The 12,863-nt window shown below is 70.6% G+C and carries 12 protein-coding genes; 9 read left to right on the top strand and 3 right to left on the bottom strand.

Features of this window, described 5'->3' with window-relative positions:
- Positions 1-133: 133 nt before the first annotated feature.
- Complete coding sequence (locus tag ACZ4LX_RS00675; protein WP_467636188.1) at positions 134-1,300, bottom strand: LacI family DNA-binding transcriptional regulator; 1,167 nt, start codon at positions 1,298-1,300, stop codon at positions 134-136.
- A gap of 82 nt (positions 1,301-1,382) precedes the next feature.
- Here ACZ4LX_RS00675 and ACZ4LX_RS00670 point away from each other — a divergent pair, with 82 nt between their 5' ends.
- From ACZ4LX_RS00670 to ACZ4LX_RS00650, 5 genes are read left to right on the top strand one after another with little or no spacing between them, the layout of a single operon-like run.
- Complete coding sequence (locus tag ACZ4LX_RS00670; protein WP_467636185.1) at positions 1,383-2,687, top strand: ABC transporter substrate-binding protein; 1,305 nt, start codon at positions 1,383-1,385, stop codon at positions 2,685-2,687.
- A gap of 8 nt (positions 2,688-2,695) precedes the next feature.
- A complete protein-coding gene (locus ACZ4LX_RS00665) occupies positions 2,696-3,649 on the top strand; it encodes a carbohydrate ABC transporter permease (RefSeq protein ID WP_467636182.1) in 954 nt (317 codons plus the stop codon).
- 26 nt (positions 3,650-3,675) lie between these two features.
- Positions 3,676-4,542 (top strand): carbohydrate ABC transporter permease, encoded by an 867-nt coding sequence (locus ACZ4LX_RS00660; protein ID WP_467636178.1) that lies wholly within the window; start codon positions 3,676-3,678, stop codon positions 4,540-4,542.
- A gap of 5 nt (positions 4,543-4,547) precedes the next feature.
- The gene (locus ACZ4LX_RS00655; RefSeq protein ID WP_467636173.1) at positions 4,548-6,317 is read left to right on the top strand and encodes a DUF2264 domain-containing protein; all 1,770 of its coding nucleotides are present in this window, start codon (positions 4,548-4,550) and stop codon (positions 6,315-6,317) included.
- Complete coding sequence (locus tag ACZ4LX_RS00650; RefSeq protein WP_467636170.1) at positions 6,314-9,007, top strand: carbohydrate-binding protein; 2,694 nt, start codon at positions 6,314-6,316, stop codon at positions 9,005-9,007. Before ACZ4LX_RS00655 ends, ACZ4LX_RS00650 begins: the two co-directional genes overlap by 4 nt.
- A 139-nt stretch (positions 9,008-9,146) precedes the next feature.
- On the opposite strand, the gene ACZ4LX_RS00645 is transcribed toward ACZ4LX_RS00650, so the two are convergent.
- Positions 9,147-9,587 carry a hypothetical protein gene (locus tag ACZ4LX_RS00645; RefSeq protein ID WP_467636167.1) on the bottom strand — a complete coding sequence of 147 codons (441 nt, stop codon included), beginning with the start codon at positions 9,585-9,587 and terminating at the stop codon, positions 9,147-9,149.
- Positions 9,581-10,039, bottom strand: coding sequence for an ATP-binding protein (locus ACZ4LX_RS00640; protein WP_467636164.1), 459 nt, complete (start codon positions 10,037-10,039; stop codon positions 9,581-9,583). Before ACZ4LX_RS00640 ends, ACZ4LX_RS00645 begins: the two co-directional genes overlap by 7 nt.
- A gap of 206 nt (positions 10,040-10,245) precedes the next feature.
- On the opposite strand from ACZ4LX_RS00640, the gene ACZ4LX_RS00635 reads away from it, so the two are divergent.
- From ACZ4LX_RS00635 to ACZ4LX_RS00620, 4 genes are all read left to right on the top strand, one after another.
- Positions 10,246-11,106 (top strand): helix-turn-helix domain-containing protein, encoded by an 861-nt coding sequence (locus ACZ4LX_RS00635; protein WP_467636161.1) that lies wholly within the window; start codon positions 10,246-10,248, stop codon positions 11,104-11,106.
- Positions 11,106-11,342 carry a DUF397 domain-containing protein gene (locus ACZ4LX_RS00630; protein WP_219567121.1) on the top strand — a complete coding sequence of 79 codons (237 nt, stop codon included), beginning with the start codon at positions 11,106-11,108 and terminating at the stop codon, positions 11,340-11,342. The genes ACZ4LX_RS00635 and ACZ4LX_RS00630 overlap by 1 nt, the downstream gene beginning before the upstream one ends.
- 79 nt (positions 11,343-11,421) lie before the next feature.
- Entirely contained in the window at positions 11,422-12,228 is an 807-nt protein-coding gene (locus ACZ4LX_RS00625; protein WP_467636158.1) for an SAM-dependent methyltransferase, read from the top strand.
- A gap of 122 nt (positions 12,229-12,350) precedes the next feature.
- The gene (locus tag ACZ4LX_RS00620; RefSeq protein ID WP_467636155.1) at positions 12,351-12,791 is read left to right on the top strand and encodes a YchJ family protein; all 441 of its coding nucleotides are present in this window, start codon (positions 12,351-12,353) and stop codon (positions 12,789-12,791) included.
- Positions 12,792-12,863: the final 72 nt, after the last annotated feature.

Here is a 12,863-nt window from a genome sequence, read left to right as displayed (position 1 = left end):
GGGTGCTCCGATCGGCAGAAGGCCGGCTGATCACGGCTTGATCACCGGTAGGTGAAGCGACTATTTCGAAAATCTGCGAAAATGCAACCCGGCCGACTCCGGCCGCGACACGAGCGGACGGTCCGGCCCGCCGCTACCCCGCCGTTCCCGTTCCCGTTCCCGTGCCGGATTCGGCGCCGGAACTGGAGGTGATACCGGAGCCGGCACCGGAACTGGTACCGGAGCCGGCACCTGCACCGGAATCGGAGTCCGTCCCCGCATGCGCGCCCGCCCCCGGCGGGCAGGTGCTCTCCCGCACGACCAGCTCCGTGGCGACCTCGACCCGGGTCGTCTCCGGCTGCTCCCCGGCGATCAGCTGGAGCACCATCCGGGCGGCCAGTGCGGTCATCTCGGCGAGCGGGGTCCTGACCGTCGTCAGCCGCGGAGTCACCCAGTCCGCGAACGGCAGGTCGTCGAAGCCGACCACGCTCACATCCTCCGGAACCCGCAGGCCGAGCGAGGCCGCCGCGCGGTAGGTCCCCAGCGCCTGATGGTCGCTTCCGGCGAAGATCGCGGTGGGCCGGTCCGGGAGTCGCAGCAGGTCCAGGGCGTGCTGATGGGCGAGGCCGTGGGTGAAGTCGCCGTACCGCACCAGTTCCTCGTCGAAGGGCAGGCCCGCCTCCTCCAGTGCCGAGCGGTAGCCGCCCACCCGGGCCCGTGACGTCAGCCGGCGGGCCGGTCCGCTGATGATCGCGACACGCCGGTGGCCCAGCTCGATCAGGTGCCGGGTGGCGGCGAAACCGCCCGGCCAGTTGGTGGCACCCACCCACGGCACCCCCGGGGCCGGCTCCTCTATCGGGGCGACCAGCGCGAACGGAAGGGCGAGCCGGCGCAGCTCCTCGTGCTGTTCGGCGGTGAGTTCGGGCACCACCAGGATCGCGCCCCGGGTCGGACGGGTGGCCAGCGAGTCCAGCCACTGCCGGGCGAGCTTCGTGCGGCCGTGCGTCGCCGACACCACCATGCCCATGCCGACCCCGTGCAGCGCCTCCTCGGCGCCCCGGATGAGCTCGACGGCCCAGGGGCTGTCCAGTTCGTTGATGACGAACTCGATCAGCCCGCCCCGTAGTTGGGAGGTCGGCGGACTGTTCCGGGCCAGGTATCCGTACTGCTCCAGCAGCCGCTGGACCTTCGCGCGTGTCTTCGATGACACGTCGGATCTGTCATGCAGAACTTTGGACACGGTGGAGACCGAAACTCCGGCCTCTCCGGCAATCTCCGCCAAAGTGCTCCGTGTCGAATCGTCCCCAGCCGTTGACGTCATCCGATGTTTCTCCTACGTTTCGATCGATCCGTTGTTGCGAAAACTATCGCAACTTCACTTTCGGGCACAGAGGTGGTCTTCGATGAACCGATGGGGTACCGGCGCAAAGACGCGTGCGGCGCTTTCCGTGTGCGGCGCACTGCTGCTCACCGCCTGTGGCTCGGGCAGCGGCGGCTCGGGCGGAGACAGCGACGAGCTGCTCGTCTGGGTCGACAACACCCGTACCGCGGCTGCCAAGGAGTATGCCAAGGAGCACCCGGACCAGAAGATCCGCGTGGTCACGATTCCCCCGGATGCCGGGTACGTGCCCACCAAGATCTCCCTCGCCAACCGCACCAAGCGCGGCTGGCCCGACGTGGTGTTCCTCGCCAACCCGTCCGAGACGGCCACCCTGGCCGCCGAGCCGTTCGACTACGCGGCCCCGCTCGACTCCGCCGTGCCGAAGGAGACCCTGGCGGGCTTCGCCCCCGGCGCGCTCGACACCTGCACCTTCGACGGCAAGACGTACTGTCTGCGCAACGACATCGCGCCCGGCATCCTCTGGTACGACGCCAAGCTGATGAAGAAGTACGGCTACCAGGTGCCCACCACCTGGGAGGAGTATCAGAAGGTCGGGCTGAAGGCAGCGGCCGAGCACCCCGGCACCATCGTCGGCTCCGTCGCCGGAAAGTACGGTGCCGGGCTCTACTTCGGCTCCAGCGGCTGCCCCACCCGCGACACCCTCAGCCTGACCAAGGTCCGCATCGACACGGCCGACGACACCTGCACCCGCGTCGCCGACGTCCTGCAGCCGCTCACCGAGAGGAAGGCCGTCACCAACGTGGTGCCGACCGAGCCGTCCTTCGCGAAGCTCGGCGCCGACGACAAGATCCTCATGCTGCCCGGCCCGGCCTGGTTCGGCGACTTCATGTTCAAGCCGTCCTTCAAGGTGCCCGACGGCCGGATCGCAGCCGCGCAGATGCCCGTCTGGAAGGGGGAGCCGAAATCCGCGGCCGGTCAGGTGGGCGGCGGCGCGTTCGTCGTGTCCAGGCACGCCGGCAAGCGGGAGAAGGCCGCCACCGACCTGGTGACCTGGCTGACCACCGACGTACCCCTCCAGTCCAAGCAGCCCACGTACCCCGCCTTCACGGCCGCCGCCACCGAATGGGGCAAGGCCAAGGCGAAGGACACCTACTACGCCACGAACCCCGTCCCGGTGCTCACCGAGGCCGCCGCCAACCTCCGCCCCGGCTTCGGCGCCGTCCGCTACGAGGCCGAGTGGCAGAGCAGCTTCAACGACACCTTCGGTGCCGCCGCAGGTGACGGGAAGTCGCTGAAGGACTCCCTCGGCAGCTGGCAGGACCGGCTGAAGCAGGCCGCGAAGACCAGCAACTACACCGTCGGATGAGCCGCCCCATGACGCTTGCCAGCCGCCCGGAGGCAGAGCCCGCCACCGGACCCGACCCCCAGCCCGCCGGCCGGGCCCCGCAGCCGAAGAGCCCCATGAAACGGGCGCGGTCGCTCGCCGCCTGGGGACTGATCGGCCCCTACACGCTCTTCCTCGTCCTCTTCGGCGTTGCCCCGGCCGCCTACGCGCTCTGGACGTCCTTCACCCACGACGGCTCGTTCGCCGGTGTCCGCAACTGGACCGGAGTCTTTGAGGACTACCGGCTCGTCGACTCGGCCGCACACGTCGGGACGTACCTCCTGCTGTGGCTGCCGATCCTCGTCCTGCTGGTGCTCTCCCTCGCGCTGACCCTGCATGTGAAGCCGGGCCGCTTCTCCTCGACGATGCAGTTCGTCTACTACCTGCCGGGCGCGGTCACCGGATCGGCGGCGGCCCTGCTGTGGCTGTTCATGGTCAGCCCCGACGCCAGCCCGTTCACACCGGTCCTCGACCTGTTCGACATCACCAGCGCCACCGACGCCCTCTCGGGGCAGAACCTCATCGCCGTCCTCACCGTGATGGGCGTCGCCGTTCACGCCGGCGGCTGGATCATCGTCCTGTACGGGGCGCTGAACGCCCTGCCCAAGGACGTCATGGAGGCCGCCCAGGTCGACGGGGCGTCCACCTGGCGCACCACCTGGCACATCAAGCTGCCCATGGTCCGCAGCTACGTCGCCTTCGTCCTCATCTCCAGCTTCGCCGCCGGCAGCCAGGTCTTCGTCGAACCGACCGTGCTGACCACCGGCGCCCCCGGACAGATCAGCCCCACCTGGTCGGTCAACCAGCTCGCGTACAACTACGCGACCCAGGAAGGGGACTTCGGCAAGGCCGCCGCCCTCTCCCTGGCCATGCTCGCGGTCGGTCTGCTGGCCGCCTGGATCGTCATCAGCCGCACCCGCATGTACGAAACGGACCACCGGTGATCACACGTGAGAGGCGTCCGAGCCCGATGAACGCCGTATCCCGCTCCGCACGGCTGCTCTTCCTCCTCGGCGCCGCCGTCTTCTTCGGACTCCCGCTCCTGTGGCTGGTCCTCGCCCCGACCCGCACCGTCGACGACCTCACCACAGGGTCCTCGCTCGGCTTCGGCTCGCTGGGCAACGTGGGCGACGCCTGGAACCACCTCATGAGCTACAACGACGGCCAGATAACCCTGTGGATCGGCAACTCCGTCTTCTACACCGCGGCCAGCGTCGCCCTGTCCCTGGTGCTCTGTGTGCCAGCCGGATACGTCCTGGCCAAGCACGACTTCGGTGGCCGCAAGCTGCTGCTGACGCTCTCCATCGTCTGCATGATCCTCCCGCCGGCCGCGCTCGTCCTGCCGCTCTACCTGGAGATGAACGCCTTCGGGCTCACCGGCACCCCCGCCTCGGTGATCCTGCCGCTCTCCTTCTACCCCTTCGGCGTCTACCTCGCCTATCTCCACTTCGCGGCCAACCTCCCGGACAGCCTGCTGGACGCCGGACGGGTCGACGGGGCGGGGGAGCTGCGGCTGTTCTGGTCGATCGGGATCCCGCTCGCCAAGCCCGCCATCGGTCTGATCGCCTTCTTCTCCTTCACCCGCACCTGGACGGACTTCTTCCTGCCGTTCGTGATGCTCGCCGACGACCGCACCTTCACCCTGCAACTCGGCCTGATGTCCCTGCTCCAGTCGACCGGCGCCGTCAACGCCTCCAGCGGCTTCAGTGACCTGGACATCCACCAGCCCGAGGCGGCCCTGGCCGGACTCGTCGCCTGTGTGCCCACGCTCGTCGCCTTCCTGTTCGCCCAGCGCTTCCTGCGTACGGGACTGCTCGCCGGCGCGGAGAAGGGGTGACGCACATGACCGACGACAGCCGCTCGCGACTGCAGGAGTACGTGCGCACGCTCACCGAACCCCTCCTGCCGCACTTCAGCCCCGGCCGGGCCCGGCTGCGCCTGGGCGTCAACACCGCCATCCACGACGACCCGGCCGCCGAACTGGAGGCGTTCGCCCGCCCCCTGTGGGGCCTCGCCCCGCTCGCCGCTGGCGGTGGGGACTTCGCGCACTGGGAGTACTGGGTACGCGGCCTGGCGGCCGGCACCGACCCGGCGCACCCCGAGTACTGGGGCCCGCCCGGACCGCACAACCAGCGCATCGTGGAGATGGCGGCCATCGGCTTCGCCCTCGCGCTCGCCCCCGACCGCCTCTGGGAACCGCTGGGCGAGCCGGAACGCGAGCGGGCCGCCCACTGGCTGACCACCGGCATGGCCTGCCCGGTCACCGACAACAACTGGCTGTTCTTCCCCGTCCTGATCGGACTCGGACTCGACCGCGTCGGTGTCCCGTACGACCGCGCGCGTGTCACCGCCTGCCTGGACCGGCTGGAGACCTTCGCCCGCGGCGACGGCTGGTACTCCGACGGTCCCACCGAACGCCGCGACTACTACGTGCCGTGGGCGATGCACTTCTACGGACTGCTGTACGCGGCGCTCGCCGGCCACCGCGACCCCGAACGGGCCGTCCGCTTCCGGATGCGTGCCGCCCTGTTCGCCCAGGACTTCCAGCACTGGTTCGCCGACGACGGTGCCGCCGTCCCCTACGGCCGCTCCCTCACCTACCGCTTCGCCCAGGCCGCCTTCTGGTCCGCCCTGCCCTACGCCGGAGTCGAAGCCCTTCCCTGGGGCGTCGTCAAGGGGCACCTGATGCGCCATCTGCGCTGGTGGCGGCAGCGCCCCGACGCCGCACCCGGCGGCCTCCTCTCCGTCGGCTACGCCTACCCGCAGCCCGCACTCGCCGAGCAGTACAACGCCCCGGGCTCCCCGTACTGGGCCCTGAAGACCTTCCTTCCGCTCGCCCTGCCCGCCGGCCACCGCTTCTGGACCGCCGCCGAACGCGGCGCACCCGCCCTGCCCGCCCTCTCGCCCCAGCCGCACGCGGGCGCCCTCCTGATGCGCTCCGGCGGCGACGTCACCCTGCTCGCCGGCCGCCAGCACCACGCCTGGGTCCGGCACGCGGCGGAGAAGTACGCCAAGTTCGCCTACTCCACACGCTTCGGCTTCAGCCTGCCCGCCGGACCCGTCGGCCTGGAGCAGGGGGCGTACGACTCGATGCTGGCCCTCAGCGACGACGGCGGCATCCATTACCGCGTGCGCGAGGAACCGGGCGACCACCAGGTCACCGACGACACCGTGCGCTCCACCTGGCACCCCTGGCCCGATGTCGAGATCACCACCTGGCTCACCGCCGCCCCGCCCTGGCACACGCGCGTCCACCGCATCCGCACCGCGCGGCCGCTCCGGACCGCCGAGGCCGCGTTCGCCGTCGACCGCGACACCGGCGCTCCGTCCGGACTCAGCCGTCGGGCGGGCCCCGCCAGTGCCGTCGTCACCGGCCCCGGCGGACTCACCGGCCTCACCGACACCGACGGCCGCCGCACCGGGCAGATCCTCGACTGCCTGCCCGGCACCAATGTGCTCGCCCGCCGCACCGCGCTGCCCATGCTCACCGGCGAACTCCCGCCCGGCGAGCACTGGCTGAGGTGTGCCGTCCTCGGCGCCCCGCCGGGTCCGGACGGCGAGACCGCATGGAATCACCCACCCGCACCACCGAACACCGGAGGCTGTACATGAGACCGGCTCTCAGTCCGACATCCCTGGTGGCCGCAGCGGCTGCCGCACTGATCGCCTTGCCGCTCGCCCTGCCGTCCGTGGCCACCGCGGCCACCCACGGCCGGACGTACGAGGTCGCGACCTGGGGGTCCGACCGGTCGGGCGGCAGCGCACAGCATCCGCTGCGTACGATCTCGCGCTGCGCCGAACTCGTACGCCCCGGCGACAGCTGTCTGATCCACCGGGGCACCTACCGCGAGCAGATCACCCCGCCCGCCGGCCGCGAGGACGCGCCCGTCACCTTCGCCGCCTACGGCGACGGCACGGTCACGGTCGACGGCACCGAGACGGTCACCGGCTGGCAGGACGCCGGCGACGGCCTCGTCTCCGTGAAGACGGACCTCCCGCTCGACGCGAGCGAGAACGCCCTCTTCCTCGACGGCGACCGCGCCATGGAGGGCCGCTGGCCCAACTCCGGCACCGACCCGCTCAATCCGACCTGGGCCGTCGCCGAGAAGACCTCCACCGACCAGCACATCGACGACCCCGAGCTGCCGGCCGGGGACTTCACCGGCGCGACCGTCCACCTGTGGGCCGGCTCCAACCCGTGGAGCCAGCAGACCGGAACGGTCACCTCCACCACCGCGGGCGCCCTCGAGTTCCAGGGCGGCAACTACCGCTGCGACCCGCTCTGCATGGGCGACAAGAACTACCGCAACTACTACCTCGTCGGCGCCAGGGCCGCACTCGACCAGCCGGGCGAGTGGTACTACGACAAGGCAGCCGGAACGCTCTACCTCGTCCCGCCGAAGGGCGGCATGCGGGGCCACACCGTCACCGCCAAGCACCGCTCCTGGGGCATCGACCTCAGCGGCAGCTCGTACGTCACCGTCCGGGGCCTCGACCTGTGGGGCACCTCGCTGCGCACCGGGAACGACAGCACCGGAGTCCTCGTCGAGGACCTGAACGCCCGCTACGTCTCCGAGTACTCGACGCTCCCGATGCCCGCCGACGACGAACTCGCCATCGAACCCGGCGAGGGCCACATCGTCGTCTCCCGCATCCTGGACTCGGGCATCCAGCTCCTCGGCAGCGGCAACACCCTGCGCGACAGCGAGATCGGCTACTCCGCCGGCACCGGTGTCCTCGTCCGGGGCAGCGGCAACACGGTCACCAACACCTACATCCACGACGTCGGCTGGATGGGCAGCTACACCCCCGGCATCGAGATCAACGGCAGTGACCACACCCTCACCCACAACACCGTCCGCCGCACCGGCCGGGGCAGCATCGACGTGTCGTGGCAGCTGAACGGCGTGCCGTTCCACAACAACACGATCGCCTACAACGACCTGTCCGAGGCGATGCGGACCTCCCGCGACGGAAGCCCGTTCTACGTCTGCTGCAACCTGGACGCCACCGGCACCAGCGTCGACCACAACATCGTCCACGACGACGACGGCCAGGTCGGCTACTACATCGACAACTCCTCCAGCAACTTCCTGCTCCATCACAACGTCGCGTACAACACCGGCACCCGGGGCACCTTCTTCAACGGCCACAGCGGCGTCAGCCTCGGCAACCGGGACCACCACTCCTCGTACGGGCAGGGCATCACCGGCGCCTCGGTCCGGCTCAGCGGGGCCACCGACGCCACCGGGACCTATGTCAGCAACATCGTCGGGATGACCAAGACGGAGATCTCCGGCCCCGGCGACCCGGGCCCCGTCGTGCGCAGCAACCTGCTGCCGCCCACCGATCCGGGCTACACCGACACCCGCAACGGTGAACTGTGGCTGCGCGAGGGCTCACCCGCCATCGACGCGGGGGAGACCGTCGACGGAGTGACGACCGGGGTGCGCGGCGCCGGGCCCGACCAGGGTGCCTACGAGTACGGCGATGCCATCTGGTCCGCTGGCTGCAACCTGGACGGCTGTGTCTCCCGCGTCCGCAACGACGGCTGGAGCGCCACCGCGTCGGACGGCTCCGACGCGTCCGCCGCGGTCGACGGCGTCCAGACCACCCAGTGGAGGACGGCCGGGCTCCAGACGCCGGGGCAGTCGCTCACCGTCGACCTCGGCACGCCCAGGACCGTCGGCAGGCTCGCCCTGGACGCCGGCCTCGACGCCACCGGGCACCCGTCGGGCTTCACCGTCTCCACCAGCCGCGACGGCAAGCAGTGGGGGACACCGGTCGCCGAGGTCAGTGGCCGCTCCTTCACCCAGGAGGCCGTCTTCGCAGCGCAGACGGTCCGCTATCTGCGGATCACGCTCACCGCACCCGGTGACACCGAGTGGGCCGTGAACGAGATCCGGCTGTACGCGGACGGCCCCGACGCCGCTGCCACCCTCCAGGCCGAACAGGCCACGGAGGTCAAGGGCATCACCCGGGGCGACGCGGCCACCGGCCTCCTGGGGTCCGGCGACCGCTTCGGCTTCCGCAAGGTCCAGTTCGGTGCGGGAGCGGACCGGCTGGCCGTCCGTCTCGCCGCTCCGGGCCGGGGCGTGACCGGTGTGCTCCAAGTGCGCCTGGACAGCCCGAAGGGCCGGATCGTGGGGGTGCTTCCGGTGCGGGCCACCGGGGGCGCCGACACCTGGCAGGAGCAGTCGGCGAAGCTGCTGCACACCGTCACCGGCGCACACGACGTGTACGTCGTCGCGGCCGGCGGCCGGACGACCGCGGCCGTCGACTGGCTGACCTTCCGCAAGTGAGCAAGTGAGTAAGTGAGCAAGTGGTCCATTGGCCGAGTGGCCCAGGGAACAAGGGGGCAAGAAGGCAGGACCACGCGTGAGTACGCGGGTGGGGCCGGGGCATCGGAGACGATGTCCCGGCCCCACCCGCACCTCCGGGTCAGGGAGCGGAGACGACGTGCGGGCCGCCCGTGGGCGCCCAGGAAGGCGTCACACCCGTCACCTGGCACACCATGAGGAACAGCGGGATGGGCGGCGTGTACGGCGTACGGCTCTCGGGCTGGTGGATCAGCCGGGGCCGTACCGCGGGGACACACGCCCCTCGTGCGTACGAAGCCTGCGCGGGCCAGTCCAGATCGAGGTCGGAACCGGCCGGGACGATCCACCACCAGCGGTCGGCGTCCGCGAAGACGCAGCCCGTACGCGGCAGATGAGACATCAGCCGGAAGCCGTAGCGCTCGGGCACGCCCACCGCGTCGCAGCCCAGGCTCGCCGAGAGGGATGCGGGCAGCGGCAGTTGCACCATGCCGACGCCGGTGGAGCGGCCGGGCTCGCGGGAGCGCCGGGATCCGAGCAGATGGGACATCGCGTTCTTCAGCATGAGTGCTCCGAGCCGTGCGGCAGTTCGGCCCACACGATGCGGCCCGAGCCGTCCCCGGCGTCGCGGGACCCCCAGGCACTGCACATCGCGTCGACGAGCAGCAGGCCGCGTCCGTGCTCGTCGTCGGCTCCGGCGCCGAACCGGGGTCCGCCGGGCTGGTGTCCTTGGTCCTGTACGGCTATGCGCAGCCGGTTCTCCAGGCGGCGCAGTTCGCACACGACACGCGTGCTGGCGGTGTGAACCACCGCGTTGGTGACCAGTTCGGACACGATGAGGACCGCCGCGTCGCGGGCGTCGTCCTTCAGCCGCCACTGGCCCAGCCGGGACCGCGTCAGCCGACGGGCTCCGGCGACGGACTCGGGGTGCGCGGGCAGCGCGAAGCAGTATCGGAGCGCATCCGTCCCGGGACTGAGGTCGATGAGCCGGGGGATGAGCGCACTGCCAGGTGCCACGACCGAATCCTCACAGTGGGGACTGTGTCACGCTTCGCGATCTTCCTGAATGAACGCGGGCATGACGACCGAACTGGTTCACTCCCCAACTGTCCCCCTGTCGTGAACACTTGGCAAGGGGCACTCTGAAAAATTCAGAGTGGCTGTGTCCTTTGGCCGTACGCCCATGGCACACTCATGCCAAACAGCGCATCGGGAGGTCTGAAGTGAGCGAACCGCGGTCCGCCCCGACCGTGGGTCAGGTCGTTCTCGGCAAGCGCCTGCAGGATCTGCGGGAGCTCGTCGGCCTGAGCCGGGACCAGGCAGCCAAGGTGCTGCGCGTCGGCTCTGCGACGATCCGGAGGATGGAGACCGCCGAGGTCGCGCTCAAGATCCCCTATGTGCAGTCGCTCCTGAAGGCCTACGGGATCTCCGAGGCGGAGTCCGACGCCTTCGTCGACCTCGCCGAGGAGGCCAACAAGCCGGGCTGGTGGCAGCGGTTCCACGACGTGCTGCCCGACTGGTTCAGCATGTACGTCAGCCTGGAGGGCGCCGCGAGCCTCCTGCGCATGTACGAGCCGCACTTCGTCCCCGGACTCCTGCAGACCGAGGACTACGCGCGCTCGGTGATGCGCACCGGGGCCCTCGGCCAGTCCAGCCCCGAGGACATCGAGCGCCATGTGGCCCTGCGCATGGAGCGGCAGTCGCTGCTGACCCGGCCGGACGCCCCGCGGCTGTGGGTGGTGATGGACGAGACGGTGCTGCGCCGCCCGGTGGGCAGCCCCGAAGCCATGCGCGCCCAGACCGACCGGCTGCTGGAAGCGGTGGAGATGCCCCATGTGACCCTCCAGATCGCCGAGTTCTCGACCGGCCATCACCCGGGCACCTACGGGCCGTTCGTCCTGTTCCGGTTCGCCGTCCCCGAGCTGCCGGACATGGTCTACAGCGAGTACCTGACCGGGGCCGTCTACTTCGACGCGCGCTCCGAGGTGGCTTCGTATCTCGAGGTCATGGACCGCATGGCGGCCCAGGCCGCGACTGCACAACGCACGAAGGAAATCCTCCGGGACTTCCGCAAGGAGCTGTGATGACCCCCATATACAACGGCATGCCGGCCGCCGATCTCGGCTCCGAGGGCTGGTACAAGCCGTGGAGCGGCGGCAACGGCGGCAACTGTGTCGAGGCGATGAAGCTCTCCGACGGAAGAATCGCGATGCGCCAGTCGGCGGATCCCGACGGCCCGGCCCTGATCTACTCCCACCGCGAGATCGCCGCTTTCATCCAGGGGGCCAAGGCCGGTCAGGCAGACTTCCTTCTCACCTGACCCCACAGCGCGGACGGTTCCCGGTCGTCGCGCACCGCTTTCGTCCTCTGCTCGCCGACACGGATCCAAGGAGCGCGCCATGACCGGGCACGAGCCCCCAGCCGAGATCGACACCAGCAAGCCGCATCCCGCGCGGATGTACGACTGGTTCCTCGGCGGCAAGGACAACTATCCGGTCGACGAGCAGATGGCCCGGCAGCTGCTGGCCGTCGACGCGCGCGGACGTGACATGGCGCGCGTCAACCGGGCCTTCATGCACCGCTCGACCCGCTGGCTCGCGGAGAACGGCATCCGTCAGTTCCTCGACATCGGCGCCGGGATACCGACCGAGCCCAACCTCCACCAGATCGCCCAGCGGACCACGCCGGAGGCGCGCGTCGTCTACTGCGACAACGACCCGATCGTCCTCGCGCACGCGGCCGCCCTGCTGCGCTCCACCCCGGAAGGCGCCACCGAGTACATCCAGGCCGACGCGCGCAGGCCCGAGGCCATCCTGGAAGCGGCGGGCAAGGTCCTCGACTTCGACCGGCCGGTCGCGCTGTCCCTGCTGGCGCTGCTGCACTTCCTGGACGACGAGGACGGTGCCGCCGAACTGGTGGACCGCCTGGTCGACCAGCTGGCCCCCGGCAGCTACCTCGTCCTCTCACAGACCACCGGCGACTTCGACCCGGAGGGTGCGGCACGGGCCGCCGCCATGTACAGGGCGCGCGGCATGACCCTGCGCCCGCGCAGCCGTGCCGAACTCACCGCGTTCTTCCACGGCCTCGAACTCGTCGATCCCGGCGTCTCGCTCTCCGCCGACTGGCACCCGGAGCTCGGCGAGGTCGTCGACGTCCCGGGCGACGAGCCGATCCCGGGCTACGCGGGGGTGGCCCGCAAGGCCTGATGGCGCGAGGCCCCGGGCCGCCGTCCTCCGGTGTGCCGCGATTCCGGCGCGGCGGTGAAACGTGCGGCCGCCCGCAGGGGCGCACGACGCTTCCGAGTCCGGCCGCAGGCGACAATGGACCCATGTCCCGACGCACCGCACGCCCCCGCCGCCCCTCCGCCGCCCCCGTCTTCCGGATCACGGCCGCCCTGCCGTGCCCGTGCGGGCTGCCCGCCACCTACGGCGAGTGCTGCGGCCGGTACCACGCGGGGACGCCGGCGACGACGTGCGAGGCGCTGATGCGCTCCCGGTACACCGCCTTCGTCGTCCGGGACGTCGCGTACCTGCTGCGCACCTGGCACCCGGACCACCGCCCCGAAGTCCTCGAACTCGACCCCGGACAGCGCTGGCAGGGTCTGGAGATCCTGGAGGCGACGGGGGGCAGCGCCTTCCACACCACGGGCACGGTCACCTTCCGGGCGCACTACACGTCCGGCGGCCACAGCGATTCGCTCCACGAGAAGAGCCGGTTCGTCCGGCACGAGGGAGCCTGGGTCTACGAGTCGGCCGTCTTCGCCGCCTGACGCCCGGCCTCCCGGGCCGTCGGCCGACGCGCGAACCCGGACCGGCGCCCGGCCTCCCTCCTGACGCCCGGG

The sequence above is a fragment of the Streptomyces sp. NPDC026062 genome (genome assembly GCF_055568375.1).
The sequence above is the reverse complement of the archived record's forward strand: the minus strand, read 5'-3'. Positions and strand labels throughout refer to the sequence as shown.

Excerpts from the sequence above, each read along its gene's own strand:
- ACZ4LX_RS00630 (WP_219567121.1), top strand. The coding sequence starts at position 11,106 with ATGACCCCCATATACAACGGCATGCCGGCCGCCGATCTCGGCTCCGAG.
- ACZ4LX_RS00675 (WP_467636188.1), bottom strand. The coding sequence starts at position 1,300 with ATGACGTCAACGGCTGGGGACGATTCGACACGGAGCACTTTGGCGGAG.
- ACZ4LX_RS00665 (WP_467636182.1), top strand. The coding sequence starts at position 2,696 with ATGACGCTTGCCAGCCGCCCGGAGGCAGAGCCCGCCACCGGACCCGAC.
- ACZ4LX_RS00660 (WP_467636178.1), top strand. The coding sequence starts at position 3,676 with ATGAACGCCGTATCCCGCTCCGCACGGCTGCTCTTCCTCCTCGGCGCC.
- ACZ4LX_RS00625 (WP_467636158.1), top strand. The coding sequence starts at position 11,422 with ATGACCGGGCACGAGCCCCCAGCCGAGATCGACACCAGCAAGCCGCAT.
- ACZ4LX_RS00645 (WP_467636167.1), bottom strand. The coding sequence starts at position 9,587 with ATGCTGAAGAACGCGATGTCCCATCTGCTCGGATCCCGGCGCTCCCGC.
- ACZ4LX_RS00650 (WP_467636170.1), top strand. The coding sequence starts at position 6,314 with ATGAGACCGGCTCTCAGTCCGACATCCCTGGTGGCCGCAGCGGCTGCC.
- ACZ4LX_RS00670 (WP_467636185.1), top strand. The coding sequence starts at position 1,383 with ATGAACCGATGGGGTACCGGCGCAAAGACGCGTGCGGCGCTTTCCGTG.
- ACZ4LX_RS00655 (WP_467636173.1), top strand. The coding sequence starts at position 4,548 with ATGACCGACGACAGCCGCTCGCGACTGCAGGAGTACGTGCGCACGCTC.
- ACZ4LX_RS00620 (WP_467636155.1), top strand. The coding sequence starts at position 12,351 with ATGTCCCGACGCACCGCACGCCCCCGCCGCCCCTCCGCCGCCCCCGTC.